The sequence below is a fragment of the Nocardia harenae NBRC 108248 genome, from assembly GCF_001612885.1.
GTDB lineage: Bacteria > Actinomycetota > Actinomycetes > Mycobacteriales > Mycobacteriaceae > Nocardia > Nocardia harenae.
On record NZ_BDBH01000012.1, the window covers coordinates 1 to 18820 of the forward strand.

The following is an 18820-nucleotide window of genomic DNA, read 5'->3' on the forward strand; positions in this document are numbered from 1 at the left end:
AAGGCCGATGAGGTGTTGTCGGTGCTCGAGGAGCGTGGGGTGCCGTACGCGGTGGGGATCAACGAGTTCGACGGGGCGCGTAGTTACCCGCTGGAGGAGGTCCGCGACGCACTCGACCTCGCGCCGAACACCCCGCTGGTCCACCTCGACGCCCGGGATCGCGGCGCCTGCCTGCGCTCGCTGATCACCCTCGTCGAATTCCTGTTCCACCGTCTGGAGTTTCAGCAATGAGCCAACCCGCAGCGTGCCCGATCCCGCACGGATCGCCGTTCGACACCGAGGGTCCGCGGTATCCGCTCTGGTCCGATGAATTCGCCGCCGATCCGCACCGCGCCTACCAGGAGATGCGCGCGCGGTTCGGGCCGCTGGTACCGGTGGAGCTCTCGCCCGGTGTCGCCGCCACGCTGGTGATCGGGTACCGCACCGCGGTCCGGATCCTCAACGACCCCGAGCACTTCCCGGCCGACCCGCGGATCTGGCAGCGCGATGCCCCGAGCGACTGCCCGGTACTGCCCATGCTGGAGTGGCGGCCGAACGCGCTGCGCAGCGCGGGCGCCGAGCACGCCAGGTACCGGGCCGCCAGCGTCGCCGCGCTCGCCGACGTGGACATGCACGGCGCGCAGCGCGCCGTCGAGCGCATCGCCACCCCCCTCATCAACGGCTTCTGCGAGACCGGCTCCGCCGACCTGATCAGCCAGTACGCCTTCCCGCTGATCTTCCAGGTGGTGAACGAGCTGGTCGGCTGCCCGCCGGAGATCGGGCAGACCATCGCCGAGGGGATGGCGCTGGTCTTCGACGTGGAGCACGCCGACAAGGGTGCGGCCATGTTCACCGCGGGGTTGCACGAGCTCGTGCTGCTCAAGCGCCGGGAACCCGGCCCCGACATGGCGTCCCGGGTGGTGCAGCACCCGGCCGGGTTCGACGACAACGAGGCCATCCAGCAGCTGCTGACGCTCTACGGCGCCGGTATCGAGCCGATGATGAACCTGATCGTGAACACGGTGCGGCTCATGCTCACCGACGAGCGGTTCGGCGGCAAGATGCTCGGCGGCAGCCTCTCCACCAGGGACGCGCTGGACGAGGTGCTCTTCACCGACCCGCCGCTGGCCAACTTCTGCATGACCTACCCGCGGCAGCCGATCCTGATCGACGACGTCTGGCTGCCCGCCAACCAGCCGGTGCTGATCAGCATGGCCGGCTGCAACAACGACCCGGCCATCGACGCGGGCCGCTACACCGACAACCGCTCGCACCTGGCCTGGAGCGCGGGCCCGCACGCCTGCCCGGCCCGCTCGGTGGCGTACCTGATCGTGCAGGACGCCATCGACCTGCTGCTGGACGCGCTGCCCGAGCTCTCGCTCGGCGTGCGCCCCGAGGAACTGGCCTGGCGGCCGGGGCCGTTCCACCGGGCGCTGGCCGCGCTCCCGGTCACCTTCCCGCCCTCCCCACCGCTGCAGAGTTTCTGAGGAGCCCGACATGGCACAGCCACCCCTCGTTCTCGATCCGACCGGCGCCGATATCCAGGGTGAGGGCGCGCGGATCCGCGCGCTCGGCCCGGTGACCAGGGTGGAGCTGCCCGGTGGGATCGCCGCCTGGTCGGTCACCGACGCGGCGCTGCTGAAGAGCCTGCTCATCGATCCGCGGGTCTCCAAGGACGCGCGGCAGCACTGGCCGCCGTTCATCGCGGGCGAGATCCCGGCGGACTGGCCGCTGCTGCCGTGGGTCGCGGTGACCAACATGCTCAGCGCCTACGGCAAGGAGCACCACCGGCTGCGCAAGCTGGTGGCGCCCGCCTTCACGCACCGCCGCACCGCCGCGCTGCGGCCGCGGATCCAGGCCATCGCCGACGAGCTGCTGGACGAGCTGGCGGCGGCGGGCGGGGTGGTCGACCTGCGCGAAGGGTACGCCTACCCGCTCCCCATCCGGGTGATCAGCACCCTGATGGGGGTGCCGGAGCAGCTGCACGCCGGGCTGCGGGCCTGCGTCGACGGCTTCTTCGACACCTCGCTCCCGCCGGCGGCGGCGCAGGCCAACTACGCCGAGATGTACCGGCTGCTCGGCGAGCTGGTGGAGATCCGGCGCGCCGAGCCCGGCGACGACATGACCAGCCTCCTCATCACGTACCGGGACTCCGAGGACGGCGGCAGGCTGAACGAGCAGGAGCTGCTCGACACCCTGCTGCTGGTGATCGGCGCGGGGCACGAGACCACCGTCAACCTGCTCGACCAGGCCATGTACGCGCTGCTCACCCGCCCCGCCGAGCTGGAGCGGCTGCGCTCGGGTGCGGTGCCGTGGAGTGATCTCATCGAGGAGTCGCTGCGGTACGAGGCTCCGCTGGCGCATCTGCCGCTGCGGTTCGCGGTGGCGGAGCTCGAGGTCGGCGGGGTGCGGATCGCCGCGGGTGACGCGATTCTCGCCGGCTACGCGGCGGCGAATCGGGATCCCGGGTGGCACGGGGACAACGCGGACGAGTTCGACCTCGGCCGGGCGGGCAAGGAGCACCTGGCCTTCGGGTACGGGACGCACCACTGCCTCGGTGCGCCGCTGGCCCGGCTGGAGGCGGAGATCGCGCTGCCCGCTGTCTTCGCCCGGTTCCCTGCTCTGCGGCTCGCGGAGGGGGAGCTGGGGCGGGTGCCGAGCTTCATCTCCAACGGGCACAAGCGGTTGCCCGCGTTCCTGGGCTGATCGTCAGCCCACGTCCAGGTGGCGGAGGCGGGGCCAGAGTTCCGGCCAGGGGGTGCGGAGTCCGGTGCAGTGCCAGACGGCCAGGTCCTCCTGGACCGGGCGGAGTTCCCGGCATTCGGTGACGTGCGGGCGTAGCTCGTCCGGGGTCCTGCCCACGTAGAGCACGTCGCGGGCGGAGTCCGGGGGCGGGGGAAAGTAGCCGTAGCTGCGGTTCGTGCTGTACGCGGGGGCCAGGTGCGGAGCGTAGAGGTCGATGTACGCGGCGACTATGTACGACTCGCCGAATACCGCGGTCCGGTCCTGCTCCGGCAGGGTGTCGTAGGAGGTGACCAGCTCGCGCGCGATGGTCCGCGGTACATCGGGTTCGGCGGCGACCACCGAGACGGCGAGCATGCCGAGCGCCGCGGCGGTGGCGAGGACGTAGGCGGGCCAGGCCACCCAGCCGAAGCGGCCACCGGCGAGCCTGCGCTGCTGTAGTCCGAGCGCGCCCGCGGCGAAGAGGGCGCCGTACAGGCCGTTCAGGTAGTACGGGCGGCCGACGGTGACCACGAAGAAGAGGTAGAGCACCACCGCGGTGACGCCGAGGAAGCGCAGCTCCGGCGTGCGCAGCAGGCGCCAGGTTCCGTAGAGGGCGAGGACCGTTCCGGCGATTCCGGCCATGATGACGAGCGTGACCGCGACGCCGGGGCGGCCACCGTACAGGGCGTCCGCCTCGCTCGCCACGATCTCGCCCATGCGCAGCTGCGGCCAGCCGTTGCTCGCCTGCCACCGGAAAGTCGGCAGGGCGAGGAGCAGGGCGATGACGGCGCCCGCCCAGAGCAGGGGGCGGCGCAGCAGTTCGCGGGGGCCGCAGAGCAGGATGCTCGCCGCGAGGACCGCGCATAGCAGGACCACCTGGAACTTGGTCTGCACGGCGAGCCCGGCCACGACGCCGAGCGCGAGCAGCAGCCGGTCGTCTCTGAGGCGGAGCCAGCGGGTCAGCAGCCAGATGATCAGGAGCCACTGGACCGGTTCCAGCGTGTACGGGGTGAGCCAGTGCCCGGCCAGGGTGATCCACAGCGTGGTCGCCTGGGCCAGTGCGGTGAGGAGCTGGGTGCGGCGGTCACCGCCGAGTTCGCGGGCGATGAGCGCGGCGACCACCACGGCCGCCGCGGTCGCGAGGATCGCGGGGATGCGCAGGACCGGAATGACATCGGGGGCCAGCCGATCCAGCGCCGCGGCGAGTGCGGGGGCCATGGGTGGCTGGTCCGCGGAGCCCCAGTCCAGGTGCTCGCGGCCGATGGCAAGCATGTACGCCTCGTCGAACCAGTAGCCGCCGCCGATGCTCGCCGTCACCAGGTGCGCCACCCCGACGATGGCCGCCACCAGCAGTACCGGCCGAGTTGCGAATTCCGTTCCCCGTTCGGTCGCCCTCATGAATTCGATTCTGCGGACGGGGTGGGGGCGGGCGCATCGCTCCGAGGAGGGGGTGCGGTCATCCTCGAGGATGAGCGTGACAAACCGATCATTCCCGGCGAAAGTGAAGCGGGTGAACGACGACGAACTCGCCGCCGCCCTCGCCGCCGAGGCCGGCGAACTCCTGCTCGATATCCGGGATCAGGGCGGGGCCGCGGGCGACCGGCAATCCAACGCGCTGCTGCTGGAGCTGCTGCGCGCGGTCCGGCCGGACGACGCGGTGCTCTCCGAGGAGGCGCCGGACGACGCGGCCCGGCTGCGGCACGAGCGGGTCTGGATCGTGGATCCGCTCGACGGCACCAGGGAGTACAGCGAGCGGGGCCGGGACGACTGGGCGGTGCACGTCGCGCTCGCGGTGAACGGGGTGGCGGCGATCGGGGCGGTGGCGCTGCCCGCGGCGGGGATCGTGCTGCACACCGGGGAGCCGCCGGTGCTCGCGCCCGCGGTGCCGGGGCCGATCCGGGTCGCGGTCTCCCGGAGCAGGCCGTCGGCCCGGGTGACCGCGCTGATCGGCGCGGTCCGCGGGCGGGCGGTGCCGATGGGGTCGGCCGGAGCGAAGGCGATGGCGGTGGTGCGCGGCGCCGCCGACGTGTACGCCCACTCCGGCGGGCAGTACGAATGGGATTCCTGCGCCCCGGTCGCGGTGGCCGCGGCGGCGGGGTTGCACGTCTCCCGGCTCGACGGCAGCCCACTCCGCTACAACCGCCCCGACCCCTACCTCCCCGACCTGGTCATCTGCCGTCCGGAGCTGGCCGACCAGGTGCTCACCGCCCTCGGCGCCCGCCGGGCGGGGTGAGCGGGCCTCGGCCCAAGCAGCGCGGGCTGACGACGAGCCGGCCGCGCGGGCGGGCGAGGCGACCGGCACGTGGGCAGGCGCGTCTGCCGCGGGCGGATCCGGCGCTCACCCGGCCCGCGCCGGGCGACTAGGCACTCGCCTCGACCGGCAGAGCCACCGCGCTGAACGGCGCAACCGGACTGAGCCGCAACACATTCGGCATCCGCCGGGTCATCGCACTCGACCCGGCGAACCCCACCCGCCCGGTACGGACCGCATGCCCGATCGGCATCCGCCCCAACCACACCTGGTAGAGCCCGGCCACATCCGCGGTAATGGTCACATCCACCTCGAACCCGGGGTCGGTGGTGCACACCGACGGCGCCCCGCGATCGACCACGATCCAGAACCGCCGCGCGTCGTCGGTGAACCGCACCGCGAACACCTGCCGGAACCCGGGCAGCCCCGCGGTGTCCAGCCGGGTGTGCATCCACCAGACCAGCAGATCGGCATCGAGCTCGCCTTCCTCCGGCTCGCCGAAGGTGTGCTTGGCCCCCCACGCCCCGAGCCCGAAGAGCACCGGCTCCAGATCGGCCCCCGCCTCGGTGAGCAGGTACCGCACCCCGGCCTTCTCCACCAGCCCCGCCTTCTCGAACTGCCGCAGCCGCTTGGCCAGCAGGCTCCGGGAGAGCCCGGGCAGCCCGCGCGCCAGGTCGTTGAAGCGGGTGCTGCCGAGCAGCAGATCGCGCAGGATGAGCAGCGACCAGCGCTCGCCGAGCAGCTCCAGCGCACGGGAGATCGGGCAGTACTGGCCGTAGCCCGCGGTCGGGTCGGACATGGGTGGCACCTCGCGGAGGGGTCTGTTTCGTGTACCGGACGGGTCCATTTCCTGGACTATCCGGTTATCGCGAGGCTTTCTACCTTCATAAACATGACCACCATCGAAACCACCACCGTGAACTGGATCGACCGCGCGAAGGCGGTCGGCGAGACCCTGCTCCCCGGCGTCGCCGAGCGCGACCGCACCGGCGCGATCGTCCCCGCGGACACCCTGCGCGACCTGGTCGCCGCAGGCGTCCCCGCCGAGTTCGGCGGCGGCGGCGCCACGCACGCCGAGGTCGGCGCGCTGCTGCGCGAACTCGGCAGGCACGACCCGTCGACCGCGGTCGCCTTCGCCATGCACTGCCACCTCGTCGCCACCCAGGTGTGGCGGCACAACCACGGCGCCGACGCCTCCGGCGTGCTCACCAAGGTCGCGAACGGCGCGATCCTGGTGAGCACCGGCGCCTCGGACTGGGTGGAGTCGAGCGGTACCGCCGAGCGGGTCGACGGCGGCTACCTGGTCTCCGCGCGCAAGGCGCCCGCCAGCGGCTGCGAGATCGGCACCGTCCTGGTGACCAGCATCCGCTGGGACACCGGGCCGGAGGGGCCGCGCGTGCTGCACTGCGCGGTACCCCTGAGCGCGCCCGGCGTCCGGATCGAGCAGACCTGGGACACCATCGGGCTGCGCGCCACCGGCTCGCACACGGTGGTGCTGGAGGAGGTCTTCGTCCCGGACGCCGCGGTCTCGCTGATCCGCCCGGCCGGCGCCTGGCCGCCACTGCTGAACACCGTGATCGGCGCCGCCATGCCGCTGATCACCGCCGCCTACCTCGGCATCGCCGACGGCGCGGTGGAGACGGCGCTGCGGATGGTCGCGGGCCGCACCGACCAGCACATCCTGCAGCTCGCCGGTGAGCTGGTGAACGCCCACACCACCGCCGACGACCTGGTCACCGCCATGTTCGCGGGCTCGGACGACCTGCACTTCGACAATACCGACGCCTACGCCGCGCGCACGCTGAGCCGCAAGACGGTCGCGGCGGACCAGCTCATCGCCACGGTGCGGCTGGCCATGGAGACGGTCGGCGGGGCCGGGTACTCGCGCGGCTGCGATATCGAGCGGCGCTACCGCGATGTGCACGGCATCCTCTTCCACCCGCTGCCGAGGGCCAAGCAGCTGCTCTTCAGCGGCCGGGTGGCGCTCGGGTACGGCCCGCTCGGCTGAGGCCGCGGCGTTCACTCCCGATTGAGCCTGCGGGTCGGCTGTCTCGGCACCGCGCCCGGGTCGGGTGCGTTGTAGGCGGCGCCGAGCAGCAGCGCGAAATGGGTGATCCACACCCACACCAGCAGCATCACGGCCGCCGCCAGCGAACCGTACAGCCGGCTGTAGGAGCCGAAATGCTCCACGTAGAGGGTGAATGCGGCGGAGGCCGTGAGCCATACGGTGAGCGCGAGCAGGCTGCCGCGGGCCAGCCGCCGGTACCGGGTGCCGTGGCCGTGCAGCACCAGCCGGTACAGCAGCACCACCAGGAAGGTCATCACCGCGAGCAGCAGCGGCCACTTCAGGATCGGCCAGGCGGCCGCGACCTCCTCGCCGAGCCCGAACCGCCGCCCGATCCCGCTCGCCATCTCCCCGGTGGTCACCACCGCGACCAGGCAGCAGGCCGGCAGCGGGAACGCCACCGCCGCCAGCAGCGCGCGCAGCAGGATCGTGCGCGGGCCCGGGTGATCGCCGACGATCCCGTACATGGCCTGGATGGCCTGCACCAGCGCGCCCAGGTACCGGGTCAGGATCCACAGCGTCACCGGCAGCCCGACCAGGATGAGCGGCGCCGAGAGCGCCGAGCCGCGCAGCTCGCCGAGCGTGTCGACGAGCAGCTGGGCGCCGGGGCCGGGGCCGAGCGTACGGACCTCGTCCAGCAGCGGGTCGGTGATCGCCGGGTTCAGCGCGCCCACGATCGCCAGCATGGTGGTGAGCACCGGCAGCGCCGCCAGCACCGCGTAGAAGGTGAGCGTGGCGGCGTGGTCGGCGAGGGTGTCCTCGAAGACGAGGTCGAAGAGGTACCTGGCCAGCTGTCCGCGCGAGCGCCGCGCCGGCGTCGCGACGCCTTCGAGCGGTGGGGCGAGCGGTGCTCGCGGAGCGACGGTCACGGAATCCCCCTTGTCCGCCCCGGGATTACCCGGGAGGGCGCCGGTCAACCGGTCAGCGATGGGTCCATTCCGGCTGGGCGAAGTGCGCCACCCTGGACTCGGCGGGGGTGCGCCCGAGCAGCACCACCTCGCGGAATTGGAAAAGCAGTGCGCCGGTGGGGGCGTGGATGTTCATGCCGGGGCCGAACCGCATCTGCAGCAGCCGGATTCCGCCCGCCGGAGCGGGGACGGTGGGCGGACGGCCGCCGGGGACGGCTTCGGCGGGCGAGACCCAGTGCGGCACGTCGGGCTCGGCCAGCCTGCGCAGCCCGACCCGATGCACCGAGTGCACCTCGTCCGGGGCCGGGCGCAGCTCGGTGAGGTCGCGCAGCGCGACCACGAACGGGGTGATGGCGAAGCCGGAGGCGGCGGGGAAATCGTCGAGCGCGCCGATCACGTCGCTCTCCTCGGCGCGAATCCCGAGCTCCTCGTGCAGCTCGCGGAGCGCGGCGTCGCGCGCCGTCTCCGCCGGCTCCAGCCGCCCGCCCGGCAGGGCCCACTGCCCGGCATTGCGGCCCCGGTAGGCGCGCCGGATGAGCAGCACGGAGAGCGGCCCCTCCGGGTCGGCCGCGACGCAGAGCGCCACCGCGGCGCGGCGCAGCCCCGGCCCGTCCGGCACCGCCGCGCGCTCGAACCCGTCCAGGCGGGCGTGCGCGAGCGCGCGGAATTCGGTCGTGCTCGCCGGAACGGGTTCTGCGCTCATGCCCTCGATAGTGCCGTACCGGGCGCGGGGTCACTCGGTCGGTAGTCGACGAGGGGGCAGCCGCGCGACCGGGCGTCGGCCCGATCCCGCCACAGCCCGAGTATGTCCGAGCGGAACGGCCCGGCGGGCGCCGCGGGTCTACGCCCCGCCGCCACGTGCCCGGCCAGCGCGGCCAGCGTGCGCGCCGCACGCGGCGACCAGCCGTGCGCCAGGCTCCAGGCGTAGACCTGGTCCCCGGTCCCGCGGTGCCCGCCCTCGTGCGCGATGACCAGCAGTGCGACGGCATCGCGGCGCGCCTGCAACCCGGCCAGCGTGCCGTCCACCAGCCCGCGCAGCGTGGTGAGCGCCTCGGCGATCACCGGATCCAGCGGGGCAGGGCAGGCCGGCGCCGCCGCGCCGCCGAGCAGGTGCGGGTGCGCGGCCTCCGCCCACACCCCGGCCTCGGCGGTGTCGTCCGGCACCACCGAATCCTTTCCCGGCGCGGTGATGGCGACCGGATAGGAACACCGAATATCTTCATGCACCCGGGCATCCTCACACCGTTCGCGGCGTATGGCGCACCGCGTGGTCGGCATTGGCGAGAAACGCCACTCTCGATAGCGAGGCGAATGTGAAACACCTGCCGCCGGGGATTAGCTCGGCCATTCTGTCCGGGACAGTTCCAGGTAGGCGCGCGGAATCCGATATGCGGCTGGAATGTCCGTTCCGACGCTGCCGCCCAGCGGTGGGCCTGGGGCGCCGTGTGGCCGGTTACCACGGAGTAAGGCGGGATCGAGCGTGGATTTACGACTGGATGGAAGGTCTCGGAGGCGTTGCCTGATCGTGACTTTTCGTGACCTGTTCCTCTTTATCTCGATCGATCGCCGAGGCATTGCTACGCTGCTGTCGCGGAGACAAACCGTCTGGTCTCTTCCGCTCCAACTTGCTGCGCGACTACGAGTGGAAGGTATCGCTCCGCTCTTCGGATGGAATTACCTGAACGGCGGAGCGATTCAGGGTGCACGGTAGAAATGAGGCTCGAAGAATCTCTGCGTGACGGAATGGACGGTGTCATCGGCATCGCGCTTCCCGGTCAGCTCGACGCTGCTGCTCGTCGTCACCAGCACGCCGGGGGTGAGCCTCGGGCGCTGCAACGCGGCGGCCAAGCGGGTGCTCGGCATGCTGCTCGCTCCCACGCACTGAACGCGGGCGCGGATCCGCTCGCCCTCGGCGCCATTCGACTGAGCGCTACCCGAGCTCCCACAGCGCGCTGATCGGCATCGCGAGCAGCTTCGGCCCGAAGGGCAGCGTCTGCTGCCCGGTGTGCAGGACGATGCCGGTCCGGAAGTCGGCACCCAGCCGATCGGCCAGGTGGCGCAGGCCGCGGAAATCGTCGGCGCGGACGGTGGAGGCCGCCTTGACCTCGATCCCGACCGCCTCGCCACGCCGATTTTCCAGCACCGCGTCGACCTCGACCCGATCGCGGGTGCGGTAATGGAAGAGCTCGGCGTCCTCCGTCGCCCGGGTGAGCTGTCGGGCCAGCTCGGACAGCACGAAACCCGCCAGCAGTGGGCCGAACTGTCCGGTGGGGCGGAGCAGATTCCTGACGTCGGCGCCTATCTGGTGCGCCGCGATCCCGGAGTCCACGAACGCGAGCTTGGGCGTCGTGGTCGCGCGGCTGCTGACGTTCCGGGATCAGGCGGGAATCCGCTTGATCACGAAAACCTCCTCCAGCAGCGCGAGATACCGCTTGATAGTGGACACGCCCAAGCCGAGTTCATTGCTCAGCGTCGCGATCGACAGCAGTCCGCCGGAGCGCGCGACAAGCAGGCGGACGAGGGTACGCATCTCGGCGCTGCGCCAGATCTCGGCCAGCTGCTGGATGTCGCGGGCGATGAGATCGCCGAGGTAGGAGTCGAAGAAGGCGCGGCGACGCCGATCGTTCGTGCGCGCCACCGCCTCGGGGAACCCGCCACGCACCACCCGCTCCGCGTAGCCGGCGCGGGTGACCGACGAATGGTGCCGCACCCGGTCGCCCTCGGCGAAGACGGTGTCGATGAAACCCTCCGGAGTGCCGTCGATCTCGCCCTGCGAGAAGGGCCAGAGCTCGATCGTTTCCGTGCGCCCGACCAGCGTGTCCGGCAGCGTGCGCAGACCGAGCACGCGGGCGGAGCCGGACAGCAGATACCGGCCCGGCCGCGGGTCGGCGTCGACGCGTGCCTTGATGGACAGCAGCAACTCGGGGTTGCGCTGGATCTCGTCGATCACCATCAGCTCCGGAAAGTCGACGAAGCCGTCGGGGTCGGCCAGCGCGGCCTGCCGGGTGAGGGCCGTGTCGAGATCACGCCACTCGGCCGCGCTGTCCTTGACGAGCAGCCGCAGCAGGGTGCTCTTGCCACACTGCCGCGCGCCGTTCACCAGGACGACCCTGGTGTCGCCGAGTGCCGCGCGAACGACTGCCTCCGCGCGACGCGGAAGCGCAGGTCCGAGGCGGGTCTGCATCCGAATAGCTCCTCGGGAAGTCGGTCTGCTGGTCGATCTGCCGCTGAGTTACTGAACGATCTGACGCTACGTCGCCGACCGATTCGCCGCCCTTCCCTACCGCTTGCATCGCAGGCACGGAAAGCGGGCACGGGAGTTTCCCGGCGTGCGGCAGAATGCGGACGTGTTCGAACTCCTCGCCGAGCCGCGCCCGGTCGACGGGCATGATCGTCTGCTCGACGCCGCGCCCGGGTACGACGGAACGCTGGTGACCCTGTGGACGACGGACGCGGGGGCGGCGCTGCTCACCGCGCGCACGGAATCGCCGGGCGGGGCGTCGTTCCCGCTCACCAGGGCGGCGGAGCCGGTGTCGGCGCGGGTGGTGCGCTTCGGGCCGGAGCTGCGCGAGGTGGTGCCGATCCACGATCTGACGATCGCCTTTCCCTCGGTGCGGCTGCTGCCGGACGGCGCCGTGCTGGTGGTCGGCCACCGGTGCCGGTGGTCGGCGAGCGGGCCGGAGCACAATGCGATGGTCGTGCTCCCGGACGGAACGGTGGAGCGCACGGGGGTGCTCGGCGACGGCATCGAGGACGTGGCGGTCTCGCCATCGGGCGACATCTGGGTGAGCTTCTTCGACGAGGGCGTCTTCGGCAACTTCGGCTGGGGCGGCGCAGGGCCGGAGCCGATCGGGCACCCCGGCATCGTCCGCTTCGACCGCGCGCTGCGCCCCACCTGGACCTTCGACGGGCCGGGCATGGCCGACTGCTACGCCCTCACCCTGGCCGGCGACACCGCGTGGGCCTGCTACTACACCGACTTCCCGATCGCCAGGATCGCCGACGGCCACACCACGCTCTGGCGCAACGAGGAGATCGCGGGCGCCAAGGCGCTCGCCGTCGACGGCGAGCGGGTGGCGCTGTACGGCGGTTACTCGGGCGAGCGGGAGCGGCTCGCGATCGGGCGGCTGACCGCCGACCGGTACCTGGTCGAGCGGATCGAGCGGGTGCCGCTGCCCGGCTCCGGTCGGCTGGCGCTGTTCGGGCTGGGCGCGGAGCTGCACGTCGTCGTCGGCGGCTCCTGGTACGTGGCCAGGCCTTTCGGCTGACCGAGACGACCGCCGAGGTGTACGCTCGCCCGACCTCTGGACAACCGTCCAGCTGAACCCCGGGGGTCGTTCATGACGGGAAACCGCCACCTGCCGTCGGTGGCGGCCGCGTACGGTGCACAGGGCTTCGGCTATGCCGCCATCGTCACGGTCCTCCCGGAATTCAAGGACCGGCTGGGGATCTCGGACATCGTGGTCTCGCTGCTGCTGCTCGGCACCTGCCTCGCGGCGGCGCTCGGCTCGGTGGCGGCGGAGGCGATCGCGGTGCGCTGGGGGAGCGGCCGGGCGCTCACGGCGGCGCTCGGCGCGCAGGCGGTGGCGCTGGTCGGCGCTGCCACGCTCGGGAACCTGCCGCTCTTCGCGGTGGCGCTGACGCTGTACGGAATCGGTCTCGGCGGGGTCGACGCCGCCTCGAACATGCAGGGCGTGCTGGTGCAGCGGAAGGCGGGGCGGCAGTTGCTCGGCCGCTTCTACGCCGGGTACACGGCGGCCGCCATCGCGGGTGCGCTGCTGGTCGCCGGGTTGCTCGCGCTCGAGCTGCCCGCGGTCATCGCGCTGTTCGCCGCGGCGGCGGTGCACAGCGGGGTGGCGTTGCTCGGGTTCGACCCCGAGGGGACCGTGCGGCAGCGCGATACCGGCGGCTCGCTGCCGTGGCCAGCCATCCGCATCGTCGGCGCGCTCGTCTTCGCGGCCTTCGTCGTCGACTCGGCGGTCGCCACCTGGAGCACCGTGTACCTGGCCGACGGGCTCGGCGCGGTCGCGGCGGTGACCCCGCTCGGCTACGCCGCCTACCAGGCCGCGGTGCTCGGCGCCCGGCTCACGGTGGACGCGGCGGTCGCGCGGTCCGGCCGGACGCCGGTGGCGCTCGGCGCGGTGGCGGCCGGGCTGGCCGGGTGTGCGCTGGTGGCGGCGCTGCCGCTGGTGCCGGGGGCGATCGTGGGGTTCGCTGCGGCCGGGCTCTGCGCGGGCGCGCTGGTGCCGATCGCCTTCAGCGCGGCGGGTGCGGTGCGGCCGGAGCGCTCGGACGAGATCATCGCGACCGTCAACCTGTTCAACTACGCGGGGGCGCTGGCCGGGGCGGTGCTGCCCGGCCTGATCTCGGCCGGGCCCGCGCTGCGCGCGGCCTTCCTGCTGCCCGCGGTCTGCCTGCTGCTGGTCCTGCCGCTGGTGCGCCGGGTGGATCGGCTCACCGGGGCGCAGGGCCGCTGACGCCGCGACAGCGGTGCTCAGCTCCGCCGGATCTCCGCGGCAGGGTGCTCAGCTCCGCCGGATCTCCGCGACCCAGGCGGCCGCCTCCACCAGCCCCGCCGGTGAAACCGCGAGCCCGGCGACATTGTCCGCGACCATCGGCGTGATGCGGCCCAGGTAGCGGGCCGGTTCCAGGGAGACCAGCCGCCAGCCGTCGGCGAAGGCGCCGCGCACGATCTCCGCGCCGATCCGCGGCCCGAAGCCGGGCTCGGCATCGGAGAGCGCGAGCAGCCGCAGCACCCCGCCCGGCCGCAGCACACCGTGCAGGGAGCGCACGTAGCGCGCCCGCACCTCCGGCTCGGTCCCCCAGATGTGGAAGAGCGCGCTGTCGAGCACCGTGTCGTAGGCGCCGGTGAAGTGCGGGTCGGTGCCGAGCGCGAGCGCGTCCGCCACCGCGAACCGCGCCTCGGGCACCCCCTTCGACTCGGCATTCCCGCGGGCGACATCGATGGCGCGCGGCGAGAAGTCGACGCCGAGGACGTCGTGCCCGCGCTCGGTCAGCAGGATGGTGTGCTCGCCCGCGCCGCAGCCGATATCGAGCACGCGCCCGGTGAAGGCGCCCGCGCGCTCCAGTTCGGCAATGGCCGGTTGCGGGCGGCCGATCACCCACGGCGCGGTGTCGTCGTCGTATACGGAGTCCCAGCGTTCGGTGGTCTCAGGCATGGCTCCACCGTGCAACCCGAACCGCGCTCGAGGTCAAGGGGCTGTGCTATGACTAGAAGTGTCGCCGGTGAATCCGCCCGAACATCGGCGCTGCCGAAATGGCATTCTCGCCGTTTCACAATGCGAACCGCTGTTTACTTGTTGCCTTCGCGATGGCTAGTCTCGATGCCACGGCCGGTGTGCGGCCGGAGCAGAAAGGAACTCCCATGCAGATCGACAGCAACCTCGTCGCGCTGGTCACCGGCGGCGCTTCCGGCCTCGGGCTGGCGACCGTCAAGGAGCTGCACGCGCAGGGTGCGAAGGTCGTCATCGTCGACCTGCCCGCCTCGTCCGGCGAGACCGTCGCCAAGGAACTCGGCGACGGCGTCGTCTTCGCCGCGGCCGACGTGACCGACGAGGAGCAGGTGACCGCCGCGCTCGACGCCGCCGCCGAGCTCGGCCCGCTGCGGATCGCGGTGAACTGCGCCGGGATCGGCAATGCCGTCAAGACCGTCGGCAAGCAGGGCGCGTTCCCGCTCGCGGACTTCACGAAGGTGATCAATGTCAACCTGATCGGCACCTTCAATGTGATCCGGCTGGCCGCCGAGCGCATCGCCGCCACCGAGCCGGTGGGCGAGGAGCGCGGCGTCATCATCAACACCGCCTCGGTCGCGGCCTTCGACGGGCAGATCGGGCAGGCGGCGTACTCCGCCTCCAAGGGCGGCATCGTCGGGCTGACGCTGCCGGTCGCGCGCGACCTCGCGAGCCTGAAGATCCGGGTACTCACCATCGCGCCCGGCCTCTTCCGCACCCCGCTCTTCGCCACCCTGCCGGACGAGGCCATCGACTCGCTCGGCGCGCAGGTGCCGCACCCCTCGCGGCTCGGCGACCCGGTCGAGTACGGCGCGCTGGCCAGGCACATCGTGGAGAACCCGATGCTGAACGGCGAGACCATCCGGCTCGACGGCGCCATCCGCATGGCTCCGCGCTGATCCTTTCCATGACCGCGGCCGGTGCCTTCCGGCCGCGGTCGTCGGCCGTTCCCGGAATGCAACATTGCAATGTTTTATGTTGCGATGTACGTTCCCCGGTGTGACCCGAACTACCGATCACCCCCGCTTCGACACCCTGGTCGCCGCCTTCCAGCACACCGCGACCCGCGCGCCGGACGACATCGCGCTGCGCACCCCCGGCGACACCACGACGCTCACCTGGCGCGGCTACGCCGCCGAGGTGCGCGGCGTCGCCGCCGGGCTGGCCGCGCTCGGCGTGCGCAGGGGCGACACCGTCGCGCTCATGATGGGCAACCGGGTGGAGTTCTATCCGCTGGAGGTGGGGGCGCAGCACCTCGGCGCCACCTCGTTCTCCGTCTACAACACGCTCGCGCCCGAGCAGCTGGCGCACGTGCTCGGCAATTCCGGTGCGCGCGTGGTGATCTGCGAGCCGCAGTACGTGCCGCGGCTGCGTGCCAGCGGCGCCGCGCTCGACCACATCGTCTGCGTGGACGAGGCGCCGGAGGGCACTGTCGGGATGGCCGAGTTGATCGCGGGCGGCGACCCGGAGTTCGACTTCGCCGCCGCCTGGCACGCGGTCCGGCCGGACGACGTCGCCACCCTCATCTACACCTCGGGCACCACCGGCAACCCCAAGGGCGTGGAGACCACGCACGCCGCGCTGCTCTTCGAGGCCTACGCGGTCGAGGAGGTGCTCGGCATCCGGTTCGGCGACACCATCACCTCCTACATGCCGACCGCGCACATTGCCGACCGGCTCACCGCGCTCTACTTCCAGCAGGTCTTCGGCACCCAGGTCACCTGCGTCGCCGACCCGGCCTGCATCGCCCCCGCGCTCGCCGAGCTGCGCCCCACCATCTGGGGCGCGGTGCCGAGGGTCTGGGAAAAGCTGCGCGCCGCCGTCGAATTCGCGGTCGCGGCCGAGCCGGACGAGCGGAAGCGCACCGGGCTGCGCTGGGCGCTCGACGTCGCCGCGCGGCGCAGCGCCAGGCAGCTGGCGGGCGCGTCGGTGCCCGAGGAGCTGGCCGTCGAGTGGCAGCGCGCCGACGCGCTGGTACTCGGCCCGCTGCGCGCCGAGCTCGGGCTGGACCGGGTGCGCTGGGCCATGTCCGGCGCCGCACCCATCCCGCCGGAGACGCTCGGCTTCTTCGCCGGGCTGGGTATTCCCATCGCGGAGATCTGGGGCATGTCCGAGCTGGCCTGCATCTGCAGCGTCAGCCATCCCGAGGATGCCAAGCTCGGGAGCGTCGGCACGCTGCTGCCCGGGATGGAGGCTCGGGTCGCCGCCGACGGGGAGCTGCTGGTACGCGGGCCGCTGGTGATGAAGGGGTATCGCGGGGAGCCCGCCAAGACCGCCGAGGCGATCGATGCCGACGGGTGGTTGCACACCGGTGACGTGGTGACCATCGATGACGAGGGGTTCCTGCGGGTGGTCGTCCGGAAGAAGGAGCTGATCATCAATGCCTCCGGGAAGAACATGTCGCCCACCGCGATCGAGAGCGCGCTCCAGGCGGCGACGCCGCTGATCGGGGTGGTGGCGGCGATCGGGGACGGGCGGCCGTACAACACCGCTCTCGTGGTGCTCGATGCCGAGACGGCGCCGCGCTACGCCCAGCAGCACGGGCTCGCGGATGCCTCCGCTTCGGCGCTCGCGGCTGATCCCGGGGTGCGCGCGGCGATCGCGGCAGGGATTGCCGCGGGGAACGCAAAACTCGCTCGGGTGGAGCAGGTTCGGCGGTTCCGGGTGTTGCCGGTGTTCTGGGAGGGAGGTGGGGACGAGCTCACGCTCACCTTGAAGTTGAAGCGGCGGGTGATCGCGGAGAAGTACGCCGCGGAGATCGAAGGGTTGTACGCGGCGGCGCCGTCGGGTGAGGTGCTGGAGCCGGAGGGGGTTCCGGAGCCGGTGTGACGCTCAGTCGGAGCGGGTGCCGCGCAGGCGGTTGCCGAGGCGCTGACCGGCGGCTTTCGCCTGGCGGGCGCGTTCCGACGTCGCGAAGTCGGTCGCGATACGTTTGCCGGTCGCGGCGGCCTGCCTGGCGTGGTCGTTGTCCTCGACCCGGCGGGTCATGTCGGCGGCGATTCGCCGCGAGGTCGCCTTGGCCTGCTGGGCCGGTTGGGAGTCGGCGACCCGGCGGGCGGCGTCCCTCGCCTGATCGACGCGTTCGGACGAGGCGATGCGGCGGCCCGCGTCCTTCATCTGCTCGGCGCGTTCGGAGGCGAGGCGGCGCCCCGCTTCTTTCACCTGCTCAGCCTGCTCCGAGCCGGCGATGCGGCGTCCGGCTGCGACAGCCTGTTGCGTGCTCTCGACACCTGCGCGACGCAGGCGGGCGCTCTGCTCGAGGGCGCGGCGGTAGAGGCGGGCGCGGGTCGGGGCGGTGCCGCTGAGGCGGTCGCAGAGGCTGCGGCCGCCAGGGCGGAGCGCGGGCACCGCGTCGGCGATCAGGACCGCGACCGCGAGCACCCAGAGCAGCACCGAGAGCGCGAAGGCGCCCTGCACGAGGGCGATGCACGCGGCCGAGTACAACCCGACGTCCTTCAGCGTCGTGCTGATGGCGTGCCGAGCCGCCCGGCCGCGCGAGAGCCGCGGGTCGACCCCGTGCGCGGCGATCCGCACCTCGGCGAGCGCACCGCCCGCGCTGTGGCCGGTCCACGCGAGCATGGCGAAGCGCACTAGCGCGGTGAGCGCGATCAACGCCAGGAACCCCTGCGTGACCAGCGAGAGCAGCTCGCCCACCACACCGGAGCCGACCTCGGCCCCCGCCGCTTTGACGTCGCCCTCCGACCCCATGAGTTCCCACGCGCTGCTCGCACCGAGTGCGGGCCAGTCGGAGAGGTAGTCGCCGATCCGGTACTGGGTGACCCAGCCGAGCGCGGCGGTCAGCAGCACCACCACGCCGAAGTCCAGCGTCCAGGCGGCCATGCGCCTGCCCGGGGTGACGATCGCAGACTGCTCCATGCCGTCCGATGGTGCTGGTTGCGGCGGGTTCACGGTGTCGTTCGATCGGACGACAGTGTCCGTACCCTGGGGTTATGGGCGCAGACGGGAGCGCGGGCCGGTGACGGAGCGGAAACCGGCGCGGCAGAGCTTCGAATCCTGGGTGGACAAGCAGGTCAGGGCGGCGGAGGAGCGCGGGGAGTTCCGGAACCTGCGCGGTTTCGGGAAGCCGATTCCGGGTGCGGGGGCGCCGGTGCAGGAGGATGCCTGGCTGCGTAGCTACCTCCAGCGCGAGGGCGCCGATACCGGGCTCATGCTGCCCACCCCGCTGCTGCTGCGCCGGGATGCCGAGCGGATCGGGGTCACGGTGCGCGACTGTTCCACGGAGGAGCAGGTGCGCGCCGAGGTCGCGGCGCTGAACCGGCGGATCGTGGAGTATCTGCGGATTCCGTCCGGGCCGGTGGTGCCGGTGTCCACCGTGGAGGTCGAGGTGGTGGTCGCGGAGTGGCGGCGGGAGCGCGAGGAGCAGCGCCGCGCAGCGGCGAAACCGGTAGCGCCGGCGTTGCCGGAAGCGAGGCGCGGTCGGTGGTGGCGAAGGGGGTCAGCGCGGACTTCATAGGGGGGCAGCCATGGGCCGGATCGAGTACTACTGACCCGCAGGAGCCGGGCCGAATTCGCTCGTGGTGGCGTGCACTCGGACGCCTACGACTTCCACCCGCGCATGCGTCGGCAGATCGGCGACGACCTGTCTGGCACGTACCGTTCCTCGGCTGAGCCGACGCCGCCG

Annotated in this window: 19 protein-coding genes and 1 pseudogene; 11 read left to right on the forward strand and 9 right to left on the reverse strand. The window is 72.2% G+C overall.

Annotated features, from left to right (window positions below):
- The 3 genes and pseudogenes from NH2_RS23085 to NH2_RS23095 form a co-directional block, all read left to right on the forward strand.
- Positions 1 to 231: pseudogene (locus NH2_RS23085) on the forward strand (ATP-binding protein); the annotation flags it as partial.
- Positions 228 to 1466, forward strand: coding sequence for a cytochrome P450 (locus NH2_RS23090; protein WP_067658250.1), 1239 nt, complete (start codon positions 228 to 230; stop codon positions 1464 to 1466). The pseudogene NH2_RS23085 and the gene NH2_RS23090, both read left to right, overlap by 4 nt.
- A gap of 10 nt (positions 1467 to 1476) precedes the next feature.
- On the forward strand, positions 1477 to 2685 hold the full coding sequence (locus NH2_RS23095) for a cytochrome P450 family protein (protein WP_067658253.1): 1209 nt from the start codon (positions 1477 to 1479) through the stop codon (positions 2683 to 2685).
- A gap of 3 nt (positions 2686 to 2688) precedes the next feature.
- Here the strand turns inward: NH2_RS23095 and NH2_RS23100 are convergent, their stop codons facing one another.
- Positions 2689 to 4101 (reverse strand): glycosyltransferase family 39 protein, encoded by a 1413-nt coding sequence (locus tag NH2_RS23100; protein WP_084505808.1) that lies wholly within the window; start codon positions 4099 to 4101, stop codon positions 2689 to 2691.
- A 112-nt stretch (positions 4102 to 4213) separates the two neighbouring features.
- On the opposite strand from NH2_RS23100, the gene NH2_RS23105 reads away from it, so the two are divergent.
- Positions 4214 to 4936, forward strand: a complete 723-nt coding sequence (locus NH2_RS23105; RefSeq protein ID WP_281202054.1) for a 3'(2'),5'-bisphosphate nucleotidase CysQ — start codon at positions 4214 to 4216, stop codon at positions 4934 to 4936.
- Between the two features lie 127 nt (positions 4937 to 5063).
- Here NH2_RS23105 and NH2_RS23110 read toward each other — a convergent pair whose 3' ends face one another.
- On the reverse strand, positions 5064 to 5753 hold the full coding sequence (locus NH2_RS23110; protein WP_067658260.1) for a winged helix-turn-helix transcriptional regulator: 690 nt from the start codon (positions 5751 to 5753) through the stop codon (positions 5064 to 5066).
- A 93-nt stretch (positions 5754 to 5846) separates the two neighbouring features.
- Here NH2_RS23110 and NH2_RS23115 point away from each other — a divergent pair, with 93 nt between their 5' ends.
- Entirely contained in the window at positions 5847 to 6962 is a 1116-nt protein-coding gene (locus NH2_RS23115) for an acyl-CoA dehydrogenase family protein (RefSeq protein WP_067658263.1), read from the forward strand.
- Between the two features lie 11 nt (positions 6963 to 6973).
- Here NH2_RS23115 and NH2_RS23120 read toward each other — a convergent pair whose 3' ends face one another.
- From NH2_RS23120 to NH2_RS23130, 3 genes are read right to left on the reverse strand one after another with little or no spacing between them, the layout of a single operon-like run.
- A complete protein-coding gene (locus NH2_RS23120; protein WP_067658266.1) occupies positions 6974 to 7888 on the reverse strand; it encodes a YihY/virulence factor BrkB family protein in 915 nt (304 codons plus the stop codon).
- Positions 7889 to 7940: 52 nt separating this feature from the next.
- Complete coding sequence (locus tag NH2_RS23125; protein WP_067658268.1) at positions 7941 to 8630, reverse strand: NUDIX hydrolase; 690 nt, start codon at positions 8628 to 8630, stop codon at positions 7941 to 7943.
- Positions 8627 to 9091, reverse strand: coding sequence for a DUF1889 family protein (locus tag NH2_RS23130; RefSeq protein ID WP_157103933.1), 465 nt, complete (start codon positions 9089 to 9091; stop codon positions 8627 to 8629). Before NH2_RS23130 ends, NH2_RS23125 begins: the two co-directional genes overlap by 4 nt.
- Before the next feature lie 571 nt (positions 9092 to 9662).
- Here NH2_RS23130 and NH2_RS29010 point away from each other — a divergent pair.
- Positions 9663 to 9812, forward strand: a complete 150-nt coding sequence (locus NH2_RS29010) for a hypothetical protein (RefSeq protein ID WP_157103934.1) — start codon at positions 9663 to 9665, stop codon at positions 9810 to 9812.
- A 45-nt stretch (positions 9813 to 9857) separates the two neighbouring features.
- Here NH2_RS29010 and NH2_RS30460 read toward each other — a convergent pair whose 3' ends face one another.
- Both NH2_RS30460 and NH2_RS30465 read right to left on the reverse strand, forming a co-directional pair.
- The gene (locus NH2_RS30460; RefSeq protein WP_218021742.1) at positions 9858 to 10256 is read right to left on the reverse strand and encodes a DUF4143 domain-containing protein; all 399 of its coding nucleotides are present in this window, start codon (positions 10254 to 10256) and stop codon (positions 9858 to 9860) included.
- A 48-nt stretch (positions 10257 to 10304) separates the two neighbouring features.
- Positions 10305 to 11111, reverse strand: a complete 807-nt coding sequence (locus NH2_RS30465) for an ATP-binding protein (protein WP_369690059.1) — start codon at positions 11109 to 11111, stop codon at positions 10305 to 10307.
- Between the two features lie 163 nt (positions 11112 to 11274).
- Between NH2_RS30465 and NH2_RS23140 the strand changes: the two genes are divergently transcribed.
- Both NH2_RS23140 and NH2_RS23145 read left to right on the forward strand, forming a co-directional pair.
- Positions 11275 to 12195, forward strand: coding sequence for a hypothetical protein (locus NH2_RS23140; protein WP_157103935.1), 921 nt, complete (start codon positions 11275 to 11277; stop codon positions 12193 to 12195).
- 72 nt (positions 12196 to 12267) lie between these two features.
- The gene (locus tag NH2_RS23145; protein WP_067658277.1) at positions 12268 to 13404 is read left to right on the forward strand and encodes an MFS transporter; all 1137 of its coding nucleotides are present in this window, start codon (positions 12268 to 12270) and stop codon (positions 13402 to 13404) included.
- Positions 13405 to 13452: 48 nt separating this feature from the next.
- Here the strand turns inward: NH2_RS23145 and NH2_RS23150 are convergent, their stop codons facing one another.
- Positions 13453 to 14106 (reverse strand): class I SAM-dependent methyltransferase, encoded by a 654-nt coding sequence (locus tag NH2_RS23150; protein ID WP_067658280.1) that lies wholly within the window; start codon positions 14104 to 14106, stop codon positions 13453 to 13455.
- A 206-nt stretch (positions 14107 to 14312) separates the two neighbouring features.
- On the opposite strand from NH2_RS23150, the gene NH2_RS23155 reads away from it, so the two are divergent.
- Both NH2_RS23155 and fadD11 read left to right on the forward strand, forming a co-directional pair.
- Positions 14313 to 15077: a 3-hydroxyacyl-CoA dehydrogenase gene (locus tag NH2_RS23155; protein ID WP_067658283.1), complete on the forward strand. Its 765-nt coding sequence runs from the start codon at positions 14313 to 14315 to the stop codon at positions 15075 to 15077.
- Between the two features lie 100 nt (positions 15078 to 15177).
- The gene (gene fadD11, locus NH2_RS23160) at positions 15178 to 17007 is read left to right on the forward strand and encodes a fatty acid--CoA ligase FadD11 (protein WP_439951778.1); all 1830 of its coding nucleotides are present in this window, start codon (positions 15178 to 15180) and stop codon (positions 17005 to 17007) included.
- Between the two features lie 3 nt (positions 17008 to 17010).
- On the opposite strand, the gene NH2_RS23165 is transcribed toward fadD11, so the two are convergent.
- Positions 17011 to 18054: an RDD family protein gene (locus NH2_RS23165; RefSeq protein WP_084505810.1), complete on the reverse strand. Its 1044-nt coding sequence runs from the start codon at positions 18052 to 18054 to the stop codon at positions 17011 to 17013.
- A 100-nt stretch (positions 18055 to 18154) separates the two neighbouring features.
- On the opposite strand from NH2_RS23165, the gene NH2_RS23170 reads away from it, so the two are divergent.
- Positions 18155 to 18652, forward strand: coding sequence for a DnaJ family domain-containing protein (locus NH2_RS23170; RefSeq protein ID WP_067658295.1), 498 nt, complete (start codon positions 18155 to 18157; stop codon positions 18650 to 18652).
- The last annotated feature ends 168 nt before the right edge of the window (positions 18653 to 18820 follow it).